This window comes from Streptomyces erythrochromogenes (assembly GCF_040684695.1).
In the GTDB taxonomy this organism is placed as follows: domain Bacteria; phylum Actinomycetota; class Actinomycetes; order Streptomycetales; family Streptomycetaceae; genus Streptomyces; species Streptomyces erythrochromogenes_C.
In genome coordinates this window covers 207,269-226,094 of record NZ_JBFBGM010000011.1, presented here as the reverse complement: position 1 = coordinate 226,094, position 18,826 = coordinate 207,269, and the positions used below count along the sequence as shown (strand labels likewise).

At 72.5% G+C, this 18,826-nt stretch carries 17 protein-coding genes; 8 read left to right on the top strand and 9 right to left on the bottom strand.

From position 1 onward, the window contains the following. The first annotated feature begins 64 nt into the window (after positions 1-64). Positions 65-1,369, top strand: coding sequence for an MFS transporter (locus AB0O53_RS18985; RefSeq protein WP_350993380.1), 1,305 nt, complete (start codon positions 65-67; stop codon positions 1,367-1,369). A gap of 39 nt (positions 1,370-1,408) precedes the next feature. Here AB0O53_RS18985 and AB0O53_RS18980 read toward each other — a convergent pair whose 3' ends face one another. The 3 genes from AB0O53_RS18980 to AB0O53_RS18970 all read right to left on the bottom strand — a co-directional run bounded on the left by AB0O53_RS18980 (position 1,409) and on the right by AB0O53_RS18970 (position 4,383). Beyond that, positions 1,409-1,582, bottom strand: a complete 174-nt coding sequence (locus tag AB0O53_RS18980; RefSeq protein ID WP_350993382.1) for a hypothetical protein — start codon at positions 1,580-1,582, stop codon at positions 1,409-1,411. A 244-nt stretch (positions 1,583-1,826) separates the two neighbouring features. After that, positions 1,827-3,338 (bottom strand): alpha/beta hydrolase, encoded by a 1,512-nt coding sequence (locus tag AB0O53_RS18975; protein WP_365196859.1) that lies wholly within the window; start codon positions 3,336-3,338, stop codon positions 1,827-1,829. Positions 3,339-3,441: 103 nt separating this feature from the next. Further along, entirely contained in the window at positions 3,442-4,383 is a 942-nt protein-coding gene (locus tag AB0O53_RS18970) for an aldo/keto reductase (RefSeq protein ID WP_350993751.1), read from the bottom strand. A gap of 237 nt (positions 4,384-4,620) precedes the next feature. Between AB0O53_RS18970 and AB0O53_RS18965 the strand changes: the two genes are divergently transcribed. The 3 genes from AB0O53_RS18965 (at position 4,621) to AB0O53_RS18955 (ending at position 7,517) form a co-directional block, all read left to right on the top strand. Beyond that, entirely contained in the window at positions 4,621-4,956 is a 336-nt protein-coding gene (locus tag AB0O53_RS18965; protein WP_350993386.1) for a hypothetical protein, read from the top strand. Between the two features lie 166 nt (positions 4,957-5,122). After that, complete coding sequence (locus AB0O53_RS18960; protein WP_365196856.1) at positions 5,123-6,535, top strand: AMP-binding protein; 1,413 nt, start codon at positions 5,123-5,125, stop codon at positions 6,533-6,535. Between the two features lie 25 nt (positions 6,536-6,560). Beyond that, positions 6,561-7,517: an endonuclease/exonuclease/phosphatase family protein gene (locus AB0O53_RS18955; RefSeq protein ID WP_350993390.1), complete on the top strand. Its 957-nt coding sequence runs from the start codon at positions 6,561-6,563 to the stop codon at positions 7,515-7,517. On the opposite strand, the gene AB0O53_RS18950 is transcribed toward AB0O53_RS18955, so the two are convergent. From AB0O53_RS18950 to AB0O53_RS18940, 3 genes are all read right to left on the bottom strand, one after another. Then, the gene (locus AB0O53_RS18950; protein WP_350993392.1) at positions 7,501-9,006 is read right to left on the bottom strand and encodes an Ig-like domain-containing protein; all 1,506 of its coding nucleotides are present in this window, start codon (positions 9,004-9,006) and stop codon (positions 7,501-7,503) included. The genes AB0O53_RS18955 and AB0O53_RS18950 overlap by 17 nt on opposite strands. Continuing rightward, positions 8,999-12,763, bottom strand: coding sequence for a bifunctional glycosyltransferase/CDP-glycerol:glycerophosphate glycerophosphotransferase (locus AB0O53_RS18945; protein WP_350993753.1), 3,765 nt, complete (start codon positions 12,761-12,763; stop codon positions 8,999-9,001). Before AB0O53_RS18945 ends, AB0O53_RS18950 begins: the two co-directional genes overlap by 8 nt. A 356-nt stretch (positions 12,764-13,119) precedes the next feature. Continuing rightward, positions 13,120-14,274 carry a hypothetical protein gene (locus tag AB0O53_RS18940; protein ID WP_350993394.1) on the bottom strand — a complete coding sequence of 385 codons (1,155 nt, stop codon included), beginning with the start codon at positions 14,272-14,274 and terminating at the stop codon, positions 13,120-13,122. Between the two features lie 258 nt (positions 14,275-14,532). Between AB0O53_RS18940 and AB0O53_RS18935 the strand changes: the two genes are divergently transcribed. From AB0O53_RS18935 to AB0O53_RS18925, 3 genes are all read left to right on the top strand, one after another. Continuing rightward, entirely contained in the window at positions 14,533-15,738 is a 1,206-nt protein-coding gene (locus AB0O53_RS18935) for a sensor histidine kinase (protein ID WP_365196852.1), read from the top strand. Then, positions 15,735-16,400 (top strand): response regulator, encoded by a 666-nt coding sequence (locus AB0O53_RS18930; protein WP_350993398.1) that lies wholly within the window; start codon positions 15,735-15,737, stop codon positions 16,398-16,400. The genes AB0O53_RS18935 and AB0O53_RS18930 overlap by 4 nt, the downstream gene beginning before the upstream one ends. 128 nt (positions 16,401-16,528) lie before the next feature. Further along, positions 16,529-16,825 carry an SHOCT domain-containing protein gene (locus tag AB0O53_RS18925; protein ID WP_350993400.1) on the top strand — a complete coding sequence of 99 codons (297 nt, stop codon included), beginning with the start codon at positions 16,529-16,531 and terminating at the stop codon, positions 16,823-16,825. 8 nt (positions 16,826-16,833) lie between these two features. Here the strand turns inward: AB0O53_RS18925 and AB0O53_RS18920 are convergent, their stop codons facing one another. The 3 genes from AB0O53_RS18920 to AB0O53_RS18910 form a co-directional block, all read right to left on the bottom strand. Next, entirely contained in the window at positions 16,834-17,340 is a 507-nt protein-coding gene (locus AB0O53_RS18920; RefSeq protein ID WP_365196847.1) for an SRPBCC family protein, read from the bottom strand. Between the two features lie 72 nt (positions 17,341-17,412). Then, positions 17,413-17,661, bottom strand: a complete 249-nt coding sequence (locus tag AB0O53_RS18915; protein WP_350993404.1) for a hypothetical protein — start codon at positions 17,659-17,661, stop codon at positions 17,413-17,415. Between the two features lie 43 nt (positions 17,662-17,704). Then, positions 17,705-18,217, bottom strand: coding sequence for a hypothetical protein (locus tag AB0O53_RS18910; protein ID WP_350993406.1), 513 nt, complete (start codon positions 18,215-18,217; stop codon positions 17,705-17,707). A gap of 194 nt (positions 18,218-18,411) precedes the next feature. Between AB0O53_RS18910 and AB0O53_RS18905 the strand changes: the two genes are divergently transcribed. After that, the gene (locus tag AB0O53_RS18905) at positions 18,412-18,786 is read left to right on the top strand and encodes a toxin Doc (protein WP_350993408.1); all 375 of its coding nucleotides are present in this window, start codon (positions 18,412-18,414) and stop codon (positions 18,784-18,786) included. The last annotated feature ends 40 nt before the right edge of the window (positions 18,787-18,826 follow it).

Genomic DNA, 18,826 nt, shown 5'->3' with positions numbered 1-18,826 from the left:
CCCGGCACGCGTCCGGAAAAAACCCTTTGCGGTGGTCGGGGGCGGCCGCGCACGATGGCATCCCGTGAGCACTTCCCGATTGGCCGCCGTACTGCCCGACCTCGCCCCGTGGCGTTCGAGCCGGGACTTCCGGCTCCTGTTCTACCAGGGGACGGTGACGTACTTCGGTTCCTTCATGGCGATGATCGCCCTGCCGCTGCAGATCAAGCACCTGACGGACTCACCGCTGGCCGTCGGCGCGATGGGCGCGGTGGAGCTGGTCCCGCTGGTGGTCTTCGGGCTGTACGGGGGCGCGCTCGCGGACGCGGTCGACCGGCGGCGGATGATCCTGCTGACCGAGGCCGCGCTCGGGGTACTGGCCCTGGTGCTGCTGGTGAACGCCCTGCTGCCGGACCCGCTGCTGTGGCCGCTGTACGTGGTCGCGGCCGGCGTGTCGGCCCTGGCCGGGCTGCAGCGGCCGGCGCTGGACTCGCTGATGGCGCGGATCGTGCCGCACGACCAGCTGACCGCCGCGGCCGCGCTCAACGGGCTGCGCTACCAGTTCGGCGCGATCCTCGGCCCGGCGCTGGCCGGCCTGGTCGTCGCCTACGCCGGCCACGCCTCGGCCTATGCCGTCACCGTGGTGGGCTTCCTCGGCTCCGTGCTGCTGTGCTCGAAGCTCAGTCCGGCTCCGCCCGTCGAGGGCGCCGAGCGTCCGTCGCTGCGCGGGATCGCCGAGGGCGCCCGCTACGCGTGGAGCCGGCCGGTCCTGCTGGGGACGTACGCCGTGGACCTCGCGGCGATGTTCTTCGCCTTCCCGAACACGATCTTCCCCTTCCTCGCGGACGAGCTGGACGCGGTGTGGGCGCTGGGTCTGATGTACGCGGCGGGCGCAGTGGGCTCGATGGTGCTGGGGCTGACCAGCGGCTGGGTGTCCCGGGTGCGCCGGCACGGGCTGCTGGTGGTGTTCGGCGCCACGGTCTGGGGTCTGGCGATCGCCGCGGCCGGCGCGGCACCCGGGATCTGGCTGGTACTGGTCTGCCTGGCCGTGGCGGGCGCCGCCGACATGCTGAGCGGCCTGGGCCGCGCCACGATCTGGAACCAGACGATCCCCGAGGAGCTGCGCGGCCGGCTCGCGGGCATCGAGGTGCTCTCGTACAGCGTGGGCCCGCAGCTCGGCCAGGTCCGGGCGGGCACCATGGCCGGCTGGACCGGGACCCGGTCGGCCTTCTGGAGCGGCGGCCTGGCCTGCGTGGCCTCGGTGGCGGTGCTGGCCGCGCTGCTGCCGAAGCTGATCTCGTACAACGCGGACACCGACGAGGACGCGCTGCGCCGCCGGGCCGCGCGGGAGGCCGAGCCGAGCGGCGCGGAGGCCGGCACGGCGGTGTGACGCGGCCCGGTGGTGTGACGCGGCCCGGCGGCGGGCGCCTCAGCCCTCCTTGTCGGCGAGGACCCGGTCGGCCGCGTAGTGCGGACAGTTCAGGGCGTGCCAGGTCACCGAGAGGGAACCCGTCCCCGTACGCAGCGTGCGCACCACGCCGTCGGCGGCGGTGGCCTTGCAGAAGGGGCACATGACGGTTTCCGGGCGTAGTAGATCGAACATGCCCAGTCCTTCCCGCAGGTTTCCAACACCGGACCTGTCCAGAACTATCAAATCCGGCGCCATTCGGCCGCAGTACCCACAAGTACGGATGGGTATTGCGTGACATGGCCGCGCCGGAAGGGCCGCGGGCGGACGCTCGCGGCCCTTCCGGCGGCGGACGGCCGGACCGGCCGTCACCCCGCCGGCGGCGACGACGTCGTACGGGTTGCGCGACGTAGCCGTGCTGACGGACCGCCCGCCCGGCTCAGTTCGCGCAGTACGTGTCCCGGGCGGGGCGGCGGCCGGTGGTGAGGAACCCGGTGACGGCCCGGTCGCCGCACGCGTTGCCGTTGCCGAGGTAGAGCCCGTGCCCGCCCTGCTCGACGGTCACCATGCGGGCGCGGGCGCCGAGCGCCTCACGCATCTTCAGGGCTCCGGACAGCGGCGTCGCCGGATCCCGGCGGCTCTGGAGCATGAGGATGTTCGACGGCCCGTCGTCGGTGATGCGGGCGGGCGCCTCCTCGGGGGCGGTCTTCCAGAAGGAGCAGGGCAGCAGGTTGGCGGGCATCCCGGCCGTGAGCGGGTACCGGGCGCGGTCCTCCCGCACCGCGGCCCGGTAGCCGTCCGGGGACGTGTGCGGCCAGGCGACGTCGTTGCAGATGACGCCGACCATGACCGCGGCGTCCTCGTCGCGGAAGGGCTGCGCGAGCTCGGGCGGGAGCGCGGGCGTTCCCGCCGGGTCCTGGGCGGCCCTGGCCAGTCGGGCGAAGGCGGGGAAGGCGGCGTCGGCGTAGAGGGCGTTCTGGAGGGCCTGGCGCAGCCCGTTGCCGGTCAGGGGCACCCCGGGGGTGGTCGACGGGCGCGGTTCCCGGTCGAGCCGGGCCGCGAGCGCGACGACCAGGGGTTCGACCTCCTCGGGCCGCGCGGCCAGGCGCAGCCCGTCCCGGTCCCGGTCGGGGTGGGCCGCCCAGGCCGCGAAGTCGGGGAAGCGCTCGGCGGCGCCGCGCGACATGTTCGCCAGCCAACCGCGGGCGACCCGCTGCGGGTCGGGGTCGCCGGTGCTGTCCAGGACCCAGCGGTCGGTGCGCCCCGGGTACTTCTGCGCGTACTGGGCCGCCACGTACGCCCCGTACGAGGTCCCCCAGGCGGAGAGCCTGCGTTCGCCGAGGGCCTCGCGCAGCCGGTCCAGATCCCGGACCTGGTTGGCGGTGGTGAAACTGCGCAGTTCGGGGCCCCCGTCCCGGGCGCAGGCCTCGGCGATGCGGCGGGAGCGGGCGGCGTTCTCCGCGATCTCCCCGTCCGGGCCGGGCCAGGACCGCAGGGCGGTCAGGTACCGGTCCTCGGGGGCGAGGCCGCAGCTCGCCGTGGTGCTGGCGCCCACCCCGCGCGGGTCGAAGGCGACCAGGTCGTAGGTGCCGCCCAGCTCCCGCTGGAGGGCCGCGCCCTTCTGGGTCAGCCGCTGCACTCCGGATCCGCCCGGGCCGCCGGGGATCACGACGAGCGTGCCGCGGCGGGCCGCAGGGCGGTCGCCGAGGATGCGGGAGACGGCGACGTGGACCTGCCGGCCGTCGGGGTCGTCGTAGTCGAGCGGGACGGGCAGGACCGCGCACTCCTGGGCGGTGGGTCCGCCGGGCGCGGCGCAGGGCTTCCAGTCGAGCTTCGGGACCGCGCTGGTGGCGGGCCGGGCGACCGCCGGGGCGGCGGTCGCCGTGAGACCCGCCGCCACCGTGGTCGCGGCGAGGGCGAGGAGCAGGGCCTTCTTCGGGTAGGTCGTCATGGCGCAAGCCTCGTCGACCACGCGCCGGGGCCCCATCCGGCAGCCCGGTCGGCCGCAGTGGGGCCAACCCCCTTACGAGGGGGCCGGTTTACCGGTGTCCCGGCTACGGCAGGGGGACGCCGCGGGCCGTGACCCAGAGCTCGTACCACTCCTCGTGCGTGAGGTCGGGTTCACGCAGCGCGGCGTCGCGGCAGGCGCGGATCCGGTCGGGCCGGGCGGTGCCGATGACCGGTGCGATCCGCGACGGGTGCCGGATCAGCCACCACAGCAGGACGGTCTCGGGCGTCGTGCCCTTGCGCCGGGCCAGTTCGGCCAGGAGTTCGGCGGTGGCCCGCTCGGCAGGCGTCTGCTGGCGGCCGGTGAAACGGCCCTGGGCCAGCGCGCCCCACGCCTGGAGGCGGATGCCGTGGTCGCGGCAGTGTTCCAGGGTGCCGAAGGGGAATCCGTTGGCCGTGGCGGCAGGGGTGTTGAGCAGGACCCCGGCCTCCACCCAGTCGCGGCTGTGCAGGCTCATCTCCAGCTGGTTGGCCACGAGCGGCCGGTCGAGCCGGGCCTGGAGGTGGGCGATCTGCGCGGCGCCCATGTTGGACACGCCGAAGTGCCGTACGAGGCCCTGCCGGTGGAGGGAGGCCAGCGCCGAGGCGATCGAGTCCACGTCGGCGAGGGGGTCGGGGCGGTGCAGCAGCAGGACGTCGATCACGTCGGTCCGCAGCCGGGTGAGGCTCTCCTCGACGCGGCGCGTGATGGTCTCCCCGCGCAGGTCGTACAGGCCCGGGCGGTCCTCGTCGCCGAGCCGGATCCCGCACTTGGTCTGCAGCGTGATGCGGTCGCGCAGACCGGGGGTCCGCGCGAGGACCTCGCCGAACACGGCCTCGGACTTGCCGTGCCGGTAGATGTCGGCGTGGTCGAAGACGGTGATCCCGCTGTCGAGGGCGGCCTCGACGGCCGCCTCGGCGGCATCGATGTCGCCCGGCCCGTACGGCGTCGGATCCCAGCTCCCGCCCAGGCCCATGCACCCGTACAGCACCCGGTCGTCGTCGCTCATGCCCACACCCTCGTTCGTCACCGGGCCACCCTAGGCCGTGTCCTGCCGATCATGCCGGGCGGGCGGCTCCGCGGGCGAACCCAGGGGGCGTACTCGTCGGACGGCGGCCGGCCGAAAACGGACCCTGTGCGGGGGTCCGGTTGAGTCTCCGGCAAGGGGAGACAGCAAGCTGGGGGCCATGGACAGCGACACGCTCCATTCCAGCGGACGTCGCGAAGGACGCGAAGGAGCGGTGCGATGAGGGCGCGGCGTCTGAGGTTCGGCCTGTACGCGGACGAAGAGGGGCTGGCCCGGGTGCGCGGCCTCGTCGAGGACGCGGTCGGTTCCCGGAAGGCCCGGATCATCGGTGGGACCGTCGCGCTCGCGGTCGACGACCGGCTGGACTTCCTGGCGGAGCAGTGGGCTGCGGAGCATCCCGGCCGCAGCAGCGGATCGCGGCAACCCGCTTCCATGGAAGTCCGCTTGAAGTGCTCCCTGCGGACGTGGCGGGCGATCCGCAAGGCCGTCCCGACCGCCCTGTGTCCGGAGGGCTCGGGTCCGCACATCTGCCGGATTCCCTGGACCGTGCGCTGAAGCAGTGCCGTCGGCGCTGGTCAGCGGTGTTCGTTGGGGGTTCCGCCCAGGGAATGCCGAGTCCATGGTCGGGACAGCGCCTTGCGTGCGGTGGTGGTGCCGGTTTGGCTTCCTTGGGTGCCGGCGTCGCGCCGGCCCGGCACGTCACCGGCACAGAAGGAAGCGCATGACATCCCTGCTCGACGGCTGTACGCCCTGGCCCGAGGACTTCGTGGACCGCTACTGGGCGGCGGGCCACTGGCGCGGGACGACGCTGGACAGCCTGCTGCGCGGCTGGTCCCTGGAGCACGGGCCGCGCACCGCGCTCGTGGCCCGCGGTACACGCCTCACCTACGCGGCCCTGAACCGGCGCGTGGACCGCATGGCGGCGGGCTTCCGGCTGCTCGCCCTGCGGCCCGGGCAGCGCGTCGTCGTGCAGCTGCCGAACGTTCCCGAGTTCGTCGTCACCGTGTTCGCGCTGATGCGGGCCGGAGCCGTCCCCGTGCTGTGCCCGGTCTCGCACCGCGCTCCCGAGGTCTCGCACCTCGTACGGGTCGCCCAGGCCGTCGGCTACGTCGGTCCCTCGGCGTACGAGGGTTTCGACCACACGGCGATGGCCGCGGACATCGCGGCCCGGGACCCCTTCCTGCGGCGGGTGTTCACCCTGCAGGCTCCGGACACCGCCTCCCCCTACGGCGGTTACACGACCGATCCGTCGGGCTGCCACTACTTCCCGCTGGACTCCGTCGACGCCCCGCCCGCGCCGGCGCTCCCGCCGAGCGCCGGCCAGGTGGCGTTCTTCCTGCTCTCCGCCCGTACCGACGGCGGCCCGCCGCTGCTGGTGCCGCGTACCCACAACGACTACGCCCACCAGGCGGGGGCCTGCGCCGAGGCGGTCTCGCTCACCGGGGACGACGTGTACCTCGCCGCGCCGCCCGCCGGATCCGGCTTCGCCCTCGGCGGCCCCGGCGTCATCGGCACCCTCTCGGTCGGCGGCACCGTCGTCCTGGCCGAGAACCCCGACCCCGCCGCATGCCTCGGGGAAATCGCCCGGGAGCGGGTCACCGTCACGTCCCTGGCCCCCGCCGCCGCCCGGCGCTGGCTCGGCGCCCTGGAGGCCCGCCGGGTGTCCGCGGCGGGCCTGCGCAGTCTGCGTCTGGTACAGATCGGCGGCGACGCGCCCGCGCACCCGCAGGATGCCCTGCGGCTCGCCTCCGCACTGGGCTGCGGTGTCCAGCCGGTCTACGGCCCGGCCGAGGGCCCGATCGTCCTCGCCCCGCCCGTGGGCCCGGACGGGGCCGTGCCCGCCGCACAGGGCCGGCCGCTCTCCCCCGACGACGAGATCCGCATCGTCGACGCCGACGGCAAGGACGTGCCCGACGGGGAGTCCGGTGAACTCCTCGCCCGCGGCCCCGCCACCGTGCGCGGCTACTACCGGGAGCCCGAGCACACCGCGCGCTCCTTCACCGGGGACGGCTTCTTCCGCACCGGCGCCCTCGCACACCGCACCGCCGGAGGCGGTCTGGCCGTGACGGGCTTGCTCCGGATCGGCTCGGGCGGTGTTCCGGAACGCTTCGGACCGGGCCGATTCGGCGGCTGACCGGCGGATACCCAATGATGTCGGAATGCAGATACAGAAGGAGGCCGGGTGGCGGTCGTTCCGCCGCCGGTTCGGCCGCGCGGCGACGGCCCTCGGCCTGCTGACGGCGGTCGCCTGTACGTCCGGCCGGACGCCGGCCTCGGTCGCGGGCGCCGGCCTCGGTCAGGCGAAGCCGGACGACGTCACCGTCGCGACCTGGAACATGTGCGGGGTGCAACAGTGGAGCTGTGAGCGCACGGGCACCCCGAAGGACAAGTTCCAGCAGCTGCGCGATCTGATCGGCGACTCCGGCGTCCGCGTGCTGCTGCTCCAGGAGGTGTGTTCCGAGGACCTGTCGTCCTCGGCCCTGCGGCTGGGCCCGGAATGGCAGTCGGTCTTCGAGCCGTACGCCGAGGTGGACCCGGCGGGCACGCGTTCCGCCGTCGACTGCACCGGACAGGGGCGCGGCCGGGCCGGCTTCGCCCTGCTGGCCGCCTCCCGGCTGACGGACGTGGAGGTGATCCCGACCGAGCAGCCGACGGTGGGACTGCACCGCGGCATCCTGTGCGCCCGCGTCCCGGCCCAGGGACTGCGGGTGTGCAACGCGCACCTCTCGCTGCGGGAGAGCGACGACGAGCACCCGGACTGGGACTTCCGCGACGACCAGCTCGGCTCGCTCTTCGCGGCCGCCTCGACCGACCCGAGCACGGTCGTCGGCGGGGACTTCAACTCCCCTCCGCCGGTGGGCCGGGCGAACACCTCCGCCTGGATCTGGCCGTCGGAGGCGTACACCACGTACCGCGAGTGCGACCAGAAGGGCGAATCCCGGAAGGGACGCCCGACCCAGACGAACGGCTCGAAGATCGACTACCTGTTCACCGCGCTCCCCCGCACCGGCTGCGAGGTGGTGGACACCAAGGCGTCCGACCACCGGCCCCTGGTCATGCGGGTGAGCCGGCCGGCCCCGACGTCGGCCGCGCCGGAGGTCAGTACCTCACGTTGAAGTAGCCGCCCTGGGCGGGTGCCTGGTAGGCACCCGCCGTTGTGAAGGGGACGCCGGTCCACGGGGAGGCGTTGCCGACCGCGTCGACAGCGATGGCCTCGACGAAGTGCTCGCCCTCGTTCCAGGCCCAGCCGGGCTCCCACACCCAGCTCCCGTCGGTGCGCACGTCGCACGTCCCCAGGCCCACACCGCCCTCCTGGAAGTCCACACGGACCGCTCCGGGGGCGTAGCCGGCGAAACCGACGACGGGTCCGGGCACCTGCTGGTGGGCCGCCGGAGCGGTCACCGTCAGCACGAGGCGCTGAGCCGGACGCGGCGGCGGCGCGGGCGCCGGTGCGTATTCCGGCAGGGGCTCCGAGGCGTTCTCCACGGCGGTGAAGACCACCTCGGTCCGCTCGGTCTGGTAGTTGTTCGCGTCGGCGCCGAACAGCCTGATGACGTGCCGGCCCTTGGCCCAGGGGCTGGTGCGCTCCCAGATCCAGCTGCCGTCGGCGGCGACGGGCGCGGCACCCTGGTACTTGCCGTCCTGCCAGAAGCTGACCCGCACGGCGCCGAGGGCGGTTCCGGTGAATCGGACCGTGTTCGCGGGCACCCGCTCGTCCTGCGCCGGGGTGAGGACGACGGGCCTGGGGAAGGAGTCGCCCTTCACCTGGGAGGTCTGCGTGAGGAAGGCGTCGATGGCCGAGCTGTCCCGCTCGGGCTGTTCGAAGCCGTTGCGGACCATGCCGAAGCGCGGGGTGATCCCGTCCACGAGGAGGTTCAACAGACCCATGATGGTGGGCAGGTTGCGCAGGGTGACCTTGCCGTGGTCGGTGATCAGGGACGAGTCGTTGTAGACGAAGTTGAAGTTCTCGCGCCCCTGGAAGAGCCCGATGAAGGGTTCTATCTGTCGTTTGTACTGCTCGTCCTGGGGGGACGTGATCACGTAGATGTTGGCGGCGCGGTTCGCACCGCTGCGCACGAGTTCGGGAAGGACCGCGTCGAGCGTGGCCACGTTCTGCTCCGTCACCTCGCCCATCATCACCTTGGCCGCGCCGGGAATGCCCTCTCTGACGTAGGTGCCGATCAGGAACTGGGGCACGCTGGCCACGATGTTCCTGAAGCCGTACTTCAGCCCGAAGAACAGTGCCGCGCTACCGCCCTTGGAGCTGCCGAACATGGTCACTTCGTCCGGTGTGAGGGACAGTGCACCCATCACGCGGGAGATGAGTCCCGCGACGGACTGCTCCAGGGAGAAGTCCATCCCCTTGCACAGGTAGTAGGTGTTCGCGCCGTCGAACAGGTCGCGGATCCAGAGGATGTTCGACCGGACCTTGTCCAGCACGCCGTTCGACCAGCCGTACTCCCCGGGCGCGGTGAAGTTCGCGAAGACGACGACCAGGTGGCGGTTGCCGTTGCGCGCGTGGGAGAACCGGTACTCGATGGGCACGGCCCCGGAAGAATCCACGCCGGTGAAGACGCGGCGCGCGTTCTGGGCTGCCTTAGACATGCTCGGAATCCATTCTTCTCACGGGCTGGCGCGGCACCTGACCCAGCGTGCCCCCGTTCCACGGACCTGCCTGGGCCGGCCGGCCCGGATTCACCGGCGGACGGCCACCTGCCGTTCCGGCCGCCGGTGCCTGGGCCCGCGCGGGGTCGAGGTCCCCTCCGGCGATCAGGATGCGGTCGGCCAGCCGGGCCGATGCGTAGCCGTCGTCGAGGTCGCAGAACTCCTGCTGGAACCAGCGGTAGCGGGCGGCGTAGCCGTGCTGGATGCGGTCGATGTTGCGGATCGCCCCGATCAGTTCGGGGGACGTGTAGACCAGCGGGCCCGGCGCGGACTGCTCGAAGTCGAAGTAGAAGCCGCGCAGGGTGTCCCGGTAGTGGTCCAGGTCGTAGGTGAAGAACAGGATCGGCCGCCCGGTGTTGACGAAGTCGAACATCAGGGAGGAGTAGTCCGTGATCATCACGTCGGCGATGAGGGACAGGTCCGCCATGTCGGGGTAGTCGGACACGTCGAAGACGAAGCCGTCGCCGGCGCCCGGCACCGGGTCCACCACGTTGGGGTGGCGCCGCACGAGCAGCACGTGGTCGTGGCCGAGCCGCGCCCGGGCGTCGTCGAGGTCGATGCGGAAGTCGAGCTTGTACTTGCCGGGTGCGTAGAACTGGTCGTCGCGCCAGGTGGGCGCGTACATGACGACCTTCTTGCCCGGCGGCAGGCCGATGCGGCGGCGTACGTCGGCGGCGCGTCCCGGCTCCGCGCGGCGCAGGATGTCGTTGCGCGGGTAGCCGCTCTGGACCATTTCGCCCGGGAACTGGAAGGCCCGCTTGAGGATCGGGGTGCTGAAGCTGTTCGGGGACACCAGCATGTCCCAGTTCTGCACCTCCTTCTCCACGCGCTCCAGGTACCGCTTGTCGGCGAAGTGCACGGCCTCGATGTCGTGGCCGATGCGCTTGAGCGGAGTGCCGTGCCAGGTCTGCACGACGACCTGTCCGTCGCGCTTTTGGAACCAGTCGGGCAGGTGGTTGTTGGCGACGATGTACTTCGCCCGGCCCATGGCCTCGTACCAGTCGGGGGACCACATGCGGACGGGGCGGGCGGTGGGCGGGACCGCGACCTGGTCGTCGCGCACCACCCACAGGTGCTCCAGGTCCGTGCCGCGGCGGACCATCTCCTCGTGGAGGGCCCGCGGGCTGTCGGAGTACTGGGTGCCCTTGAAGGCGTCGAAGAGCACGGCGGCGGTGACCGGCTTGCGCCGGGCGTCGGGGTAGGCCTTCGTGCGCATCAGCTTCTGCCGGTAGGGGCCGCGGGCCTCGTCCGGCATCGCCGAGTGGACGAGGAGCGAGAGCCGGTCGTAGGCCTCCGACTGGAGTTCGTAGCGCCGTTCGTCGCTGGCCATGTCGCGGGGCAGGGTGGGGATCATGTCCTGCGTCATCTTGACCATGAGGTCGCCGGAGCGCTCCTCCGCCTTGACGGCGGAGGGGTCCTGGCGGCGCAGGAAGAAGTCCCACCGGCCGGCGGCGAGCGGTATGTCGCCGGCCAGCGTGCGCATCGCCGCAGGGGTGACGACGAAGCTGAAGTCGTCCCCGTGCCAGGTGATGGGGACGACGCGCTCGGCACCGTGCGCACGGGAGCGGACGACGACGTGCGCCGTGGCGTACTCGGACGCGTCGAGCCTGTCCTGCCCGGCGTAGCCGACGACGACTTCGAGCGAGCCGTCCTGGCGCCAGGTCGCGGACTTGGCCAGCGGCAGCGTGTCGCGCTCGAACAGCACGACGTAGCCGGAGCCGTTGCGGTGCACGAAGACCTCGCGGTCCCCGCCCTCGGTCTGCAGGCCCGCCGGCATCCGGTAGTGGCCGTCGGTGGCGTCCTCCGCCATGACGGGGTAGATGGCGGCCTTGCGGCCCTCGACGTGGAAGGTGGTCTTCCAGCCGTTGGCGCCGGTGTTCCAGGACTCCGGGACGCCGTCCGAGGAGTTCGTACGGTGGCCGGGCACCAGTGCCTTGGCCGGGATCCGGGTGACGAAGGTGAACCATCCCTCGCCCCCGGGCTTGAAGTGGACCCACGCGTCGTGGCGGCCCGCGCCGGTCATGCTGGTGACGCGGAACTTGCCCCACTCGGGGAGCTTGGGGCCGAGGTAGACACCGCCGAGTTCGAGGTGGTCACCGACGAGACGGTGCCGGGTGATGCGGCAACGGACCCTCTCCACACGCAGCTTGAGCTTGCCCTGCAGGAAGAGGGGTACGACGCGGGTGTTCTTCTCGACGTAGCGGTAGGGCGGGTTGGCGGCGCTGCCGGCACCGCCGCGGGCTATGCCCTTGTAGCGGAACAGCCCGCGGCTGAGGACTCCCGCCGCCACGTCCCAGGTCCCCTCGACCCACTCCCCCTTGCGCTTGAGGCGCGAGGCGTCGAAGCGGACCTGGAAGCCGGACCAGTCGTAGCAGTACCGGTTCTGGTTCGAGTACTCGGTCGCCTGCGGGTAGTACGTCGTCTTCGCCACGGCGACGACGACCCGGCCCTGCTTCTTGTTCCGCAGGGCGATGGCCTTCATGGACATGTGCCGCTTGTGCACGTTGATGAAGCGGACGTACGCGGAGCCTTCCAGCGTCAGGTGGTCCGTGTCGTCCCACTGCGCGCCGGACAGCGAGCCGTGCAGGGAGAGTTCCTTGTCCAGCTTGTAGGCGCTCTTGTCGAGACCTATCGAACGGTCGCCGAGGTAGGGGTACTTGAGGTAGCGGTGGAAGCGCCGCTGGACGGGCATGGGCCCGCCCTTGCGCTCGAACTCGACGACGTCGAGCAGTTCCTTGAGCCGGCCCTCGCGCACGAGCAGCCACTTGACGCGGGCGTCGGCGGGAAGCTCGTGGATGATGTCGGCGTCGGCCTCGTCGAGGAACTCGTTCGCCCACCGCATGAAGGCCTCGCGGTAGTCCTCGTCCGCGTCGGGGAGCACCTTCAGATGCAGCATCAGGTCGGACTTCAGGCAGGCGAGGTCGTACTTGCGCTTGTGGTCGGAGTAGGACCGGGCCCGGTGTCCGGCGAGGAAGCGGCTGACCGACTGGACGGCGGAGACGCGGTCCTGGAGGTTGCTGAACTCGGTGTGCCGCTGGGTGATGGAGGGTGCGGCTCCGCCCTCGCGCCGGCGCCAGAAGTAGACGATGTCCGTGAGGATGTCGACCTTGGCGGCGCGGAAGTGGGCGAACATGTTGACCCAGGAGTCCTCGTACATGACGCCTTCGGGGAAGGCGATGTAGTGGTAGTCCCAGAACGACCGCCGGAACAGCTTGTTCCAGACCGTGCGGTCGTAGATGAGGTCGGGCAGCCGGGTGATGTGCGTGCCGCGCTTGCTGGCCCGCATGGGCGCCTTGTGGAGCGGGGACTGCCACCTCTTGGTGGAGTTCATCATCTGCACGTTGCCGGAGACGAAGTCGGAGCCGGAGGCTTCGAGGGTCTGCACGAGCAACTCGTAGGCGTATTCGGGTATGACGTCGTCGCCGTCGACGAACGCGAGGAACTCCGCCTGGGGGTGGGCGGCGCGGATGCCGACGTTCCGGGCATGGCCGGGTCCCATCGGTTCCTGGCGCAGGAGCCGGAAGCGGGGGTCACGGCGGGCGAAGTCGGCTGCGATCGCGGTCGAGGAGTCGGTCGAGCCGTCGTCGACCATGATCACCTCAAGGTCGCGGAACGTCTGCCTGGCTATCGATTCCAGGCACTCCTGGAGGTAGATCTCGACGTCCTGGAAGGGCACGACGACGCTCAGGCGGGGCATACCTGCCACTCAGCAAACTCCTCGATAGACACACTTCTCACGGCGTACCGGGAGTTGCTGCGGCGGACCGCCAGACCCGCCCCTGAATCCGGCCACCACCGCTCCCCGCACGCTCGACCCTCCCCACGGCCTGTGACCGCACACTTATACGACCTTCACAGGGTGTGCGCAGCGTAGGCCAACTGTTCAACGCCGAGCAACTATTCACAAGCGCGCAAGGCGCTCAAACCTTCACGCAAGCGAACGATCGAGGACATCCGACCCGTGCTGGACGCGTCAACTACCCACCGGTCGGGGCAGCCTATGCGGCGGGAGTCATTCCGGCACCGGAGCGCCCGTGCGTGCGGTGAGGTGGGTCACCCCACGCGGCACCAGGGCCCGAAGGAGAGGCCCGCGTCCGTCAGGTCCTGCCGGGCGATCCGCAGTCCGCCGTCCGTGTCGAGCATCGCGATCGTGACGGCGCCACGCGCGTCACGGGCGACGGCGGGCAGCCCCGCGCACCGCTCGCCGACCGGCGCCCACCACGTGCCGTACTGCTCACCCTCCGTAGGGTATGCGGCGATTTCGGGGTGCCCGTCCGCCCCTCGCTGGAGCAGCACCGTGCAGTCGTAGCCGTTGATCCGGGCGCGGGTGACACCGACGGGGCCGACACCTCCGGCGCCGCCCAGCGGCATGAGCACGCTCGGGGCCCCGGCGTGCGTCCGGGGGCGGTAGGCGACGACACCCCCGTCCGCGGGGTGGCGCCAGAAATAAGTGCCGCAGCCGGGACTCGTCTCGTAGGAGGCGTGGGTCCCCTCGACCGCGTCGGCCTCCAGGCGGCCGAGCCATGCGAAATCCGCCGCCGGGCCGCCCTGGCCCCAGTACGCGGCCCCGCCCCGGAACGGCGCGAGGAACTCGGCGCGCCCCTGGGCCGTGACGAGCGGAGCGATGGAGCCTCGGACCCATTTGCCCTGATAGTCCTGCCAATTGCCCCACATGCCGTCCGCGCGCCGCGTCCGGCCCCGGACGCCGATGCCGAACCGCGTGGCGAGGACGTGGAGCGCGCCCGCGCCGTCGGGCAGCACGATCGGGTCCCCCGGCGGAGGCTGGGGCTCCTCCTCCTTCTCCGGGAACGGGTTGCCCACGGAACGCCATTCTCCGAGCGGGCGGCCGGTCTGGTACTGGGCGGCGACGACCAGCTCGCGGCCGTTCGGCGCGCCCTCCCGGTGGCGGGTTCCGGCGAACCAGACGAAACCGCCCGCGTCCTGGGCGAGGGTGAACCGGCCGGCCCACCCCTCCACGGGGAAGAGTTCGGGTCCGTGCCAGACGTCCGAGCCGGGCGCCGACTCGGTCCAGCGCACCAGGCCCTCGGCGCAGCTCGCGTAGGCGGTCAGCCGGCCGTCGCGGCCCAGTCGCAGCCAACCCGGCGCGAGGTGCCCCTCGTCGGCGGCCGCGGCCATCTCGTGACCCGGGACGGCGGGCTCGACGGAGGTGACTCCGAAGTCCGCCCCGTCACGTCCGCGTCGTGCCATGTCCTGGCCACTCCCGCCCACACTCGCGCTGTTCGTCCGTCCGGGCCCGGCGGGCCCGGACGGACAATGTACGTCAGTACTCCAACCGGTCGGCGCGAGGGGCGGAACATCCGGTTCCTCCTGCGGGCACGGACCTGAACCCGCAGGGCCGTGCCCGGTGATCCCGGGCGATGTCATACGGGTACTACGCGGGGAGTACGCCGGAAACGCTACGCCGGGGTGACGCGGGTGACGGCGGGGTCGGCATAGCGTGGCGGCATGGACGAGCTGCGCGAACGCCCGGGTCCCCCGTGGCGGCGATGGGTGGAGCGGGCCGGGCGGGGCCCGGCCTGGCGCTCCGCGCTGCTCGTCGCGGTGTTCACACAGATCGGCGCAGGATGGGCCGCCCACGCCCAGAGCGGGCGGGTGGCCCTCGACGGCTTCGCCCGGCTCCTGCTCCTCGTCGGGCCCGCCCTGCTCGTGGTGCGGCACCGGTATCCGGCGGCCGTGGCCTATGGCGTCAGCGTGGTCACCCTGGTCTATGTGGCCTGCGGCTATCCCTACGGCCCCGTCTTCCTCAGCCTCGCCCTGGCCTGTTTCGCCGCCGTCGTCGCCGGTCGGCGCCGGGCCGCCTGGGGAGCCGTCGGCCTGCTCTGGGCCGGGCACCTGCTCATCGGGCACTGGCTCTACCGGTGGCTCCCGCCCGACGGGGACGGCCCGACGCCCTGGGCGCAGGAAGTGGGCGTCACCGCATGGGTGCTCGCGGTGCTCGCCGTCGCCGAGCTGGTCCGCGTACGCCGGGAGCAATGGGCCCGTGAGCGCTCCGAGCGGGCCGCGGCCGCGAAGCGCCGGGTGGACGGGGAGCGGCTGCGGATCGCCCGCGAACTGCACGACGTCCTCGCCCACAGCATCTCGGTGATCAATGTGCAGGCCGGTGTCGGGCTCGCGCTGCTCGACTCCGATCCCGAACAGGCCCGCAGCGCGCTGTCCATCATCAAGGAGGCCAGCAAGGAGGCGCTGGGCGAGGTCCGGCAGGTTCTCGACACCCTGCGCTCCCCCGGCGAGGCACCCCGGACGCCCGCGCCGGGGCTCGACCGGCTCCCCGAGCTCGTCGAGCAGGCGGGCGCGGCCGGGCTCCGCGTGGAGGTGACGGCCGAGGGCGAGGCCCCGGCGCTCCCGCCCGGGGTGGATCTGGCCGCCTTCCGCATCCTCCAGGAGGCGCTGACGAACGTCGTGCGGCACTCCGCTGCCCGTACCGCCCGGATCCGCATCAGCCGGCGGCCCGGCCTGCTGGAGCTGTGCGTGGACGACGACGGCCCGGCCGCCGGCGGTGCCTCGGACGGCAGCGGCAGCGGTCTCGTCGGCATGCGCGAGCGGGCGGCGGCCCTCGGCGGCACCGTGGAGGCCGGCCCGCGCCCCGACGGCGGCTTCCGGGTGACGGCCACCCTCCCGCTGCGGTCCACCGCTCCCGGGGAGGCCCTGTGATCCGCGTGGTGCTCGCCGACGACCAGCTGCTCGTGCGGGCCGGGTTCCGGGCCCTGCTGGACGCGCAGCCCGACATCGAGGTGGCGGGCGAGGCCGGAGACGGCGAGGAGGCCGCTCGGCTGGTGCGGCACCTGCGGCCCGACGTCGTGCTGATGGACATCCGGATGCCGGTCCTGGACGGGCTCGCCGCGACCCGCAGGATCACCGAGGACGAGGCACTCGGGGAGGTGCGGGTCGTCATGCTGACCACGTTCGAGCTCGACGAGTACGTCTTCGAGGCGATCCGGGCCGGGGCCTGCGGGTTCCTGGTGAAGGACACCGAGCCGGAGGAGCTGCTAAGGGCGGTCCGGGTGGTGGTGAAGGGTGACGCCCTGCTGTCTCCGGGCGTCACCCGGCGCCTGATCGGCGAGTTCGCCGCCCGCTCCCGGCACCCGGCCGCGGCGGCGGGGCTGGATCGGCTCACCGAGCGCGAGCGCGAGGTGATGGCCCTGGTGGGCATGGGTCTGTCCAATGACGAGATCGCCCGCCGCCTGGTGGTCAGCCCGCTCACCGCGAAGACGCACGTGAGCCGGGCCATGGTCAAGCTCGGCGCCCGGGACCGCGCCCAGCTGGTCGTCCTGGCCTACGAGTCCGGGCTGGTGCGTCCCGGCTGGCTGGGCTGACGCCGCACCCCCTGGTACTCCGGCGGGAGTACTCACGGTGCCTCCGGCCGTACGACGCTCCGGCGCTCCCGACGGGCCAGTCTCGAACCAAGGCGAAACGGCCCTTCCCGATGAGGAGATGACCCCGGATGAACACCTTCACCACTCTCGCGTACGACGGGCCCGGCCCGTGGATCCTGTTCGTCCCGCTGGTCTGGGCGGCGGTGGTCGTCGGCGTCGTGAGCGTGCTGCGCCGCACCGTGTGGCGCGGCCGCGGGCGCGGAGGACCCTGGCAGGAACGCGGTACTGCGCACGGCGAGCGCTCCCCCATCGCGATCCTGGGGCGGCGCTTCGCCTCCGGTGAGATCGACGAGGACGAGTACTGGCGCCGGCTGTCCGTCCTGGACGAGCAGTTCGGCCGCCCTCTGAAGGACATCGCGTCCTGACGGCCCTCTCAGACCGCGCTCCGGTCCCAGCCGGCCGCGAGACGGGCCAGGGTGGTCCGCATGCCGGCCCGGTTGACCTCGATGCGGCGTTGCGGTGAGGTGCCCGCGAACACCGTGCCGAGCAGCTCGGTCAGCCGGGAGCCGCGGCCGGTGCGCAGGTCCTGCCAGGTCTCCGTGACGCGGGTACCGGCGCCCTCCGCCTCGCAGCGGTAGCCCCACCGGGCGATGGGGAGCCCGAAGACACCGACGTCGAAGGTGAATTCACCGGCTCCGTCCGGTGCCGCGGGGGCGCGCAGCACCCTGATCCGGCCCACCGTGAACCAGACGAAGGGGCCACGCCTATTGAGTCCCACGAAGCGGCTGCCGGGGCGGGCCGGCGGGCGCGGCACCCACACCCGTCGGCATTCGGGGCTCCAGCGGCCCATGTTCCGAAGGTCCGCGATCGCGCGGTGGACGTCCGCGGGGGCGGCGTCCACCACGATGTGTTCCTCCAGGCTCCACCGGCGCTCGCCCACTGCTCCCCCTCCGGGTGATCGTCTCCACTGCCCGCAGGGAGTGTAGGCACCAGGGGTCCCGGGGAGACAGGCTCAGGGGAGGTCCTCGGTCGGCGGGTCCGCCTCGTAGGCGTGCGGGGTGTCCGACTCCCACTCCACCAGTGCGGAGGCGCCGAGGACGACGTCGTCGGGGTCCGGCATGCCGGCCCGCCGCAGGAACTCGATGAGGTCCTCGTCCGAGCGCGCCAGGCCGAGCGGCTCCTCCCGCTCCGCGGTCCGCAGGGTGACCTGCCGGCCTCCCGAGGAGAGGATCCGGTGTACGACGACGGGTGCGTGGCGCATACCCCCAGCCTCGCCGGGCCGGACCGGTCCGGCATCCCGGGGGTCAGCGCGTTCGGCCGACGGAGGCGGCGGCGTCGGCCGACGCGCGGATGCGGAACGTGGCGGGGTCGGGGTAGGTCGCCCTCTCGGCCCGGAGGACCTCCTCGATCTCGGCCTTGAAGGCGGGCTCGAAGAAGTCGACGCCGAGCAGCAGGCGCAGTCCGCGCTGCGTCGGGTCCAGCAGCGGGCGCGCCATCCGGGCGCCGCCGCCGCTGATGCCGGTGAATCCGGCCCGGGCGACCGCCGGCCGGGCGGCCACGCGGTCCTCGACGCCCGCCGTCGCGAAGCCGAGGATCAGCGCGAGCTCGGCGAGGAACTTCCGGGTGCCCAGGGCCATCTCCTCGGCCCCCTGGAGCGTCTGGACCGAGCCGCCCGCCACCTTGAAGTCGTCGCTGGTGCGCTTCAGGCCGCGCGACTCGTAGACCGCGAGCGCCTCCTCGAAGAGCCGCCCCGCCTCGTCGACCGCCCGCATCGCCGTCACCAGCTCGTCGATGTCCATGCCGATCTCGCGCTTCACGCTGCCTCCTGGTCCCGGAACTGTGCTGCACAGACCGTAGGAGGCAAAGTCCCTCGGCGGAACACCTCTGCGCGGTCGGATCTCGCGGGGCGCCGTACGGTGCGGAAGAAACACGTGTCGTCGCCTGAGGCGGACAGGGGCGGCCCGGGCCGAAACGCCCCGCGGGCGGGGTGGGGGCGGGGATACTCGGACGCGTGGAACTGCACATCGATCACCGCTGGCTGCTGGAGCGGCAGGAGGCGCTGTTCAAGGACGTGGAGGTGGCCGACCACTCCGCCCTGGTCGCCGCCGTGGCCCGGCACCGGGTCAACACGCCCAGCCTGGAGGTGGACGACCCCGACGCCTACTGGCGCGCGGCCGCCCTGCTCGACGCGATCGTGCTGCTCCGGCCGCTGCCCACCTCGAACGAGTACTTCGCCTACGGGGTGGCCGTCGCCTACATCGAGGCCTCCGGGAAGGCGGTGGAAGCCTCCTACGAGCAGTGGCGCGACCTCATCACCGACATCCGGATGCTGCGCGTCAGCGTCTTCGACGTCGCCGCCCGGCTGCGTTCGTGGCAGCCGTCCTGAGGGACCGTTGCTGCCGTTGCTGCCGTTGCTGCTGTCGCTG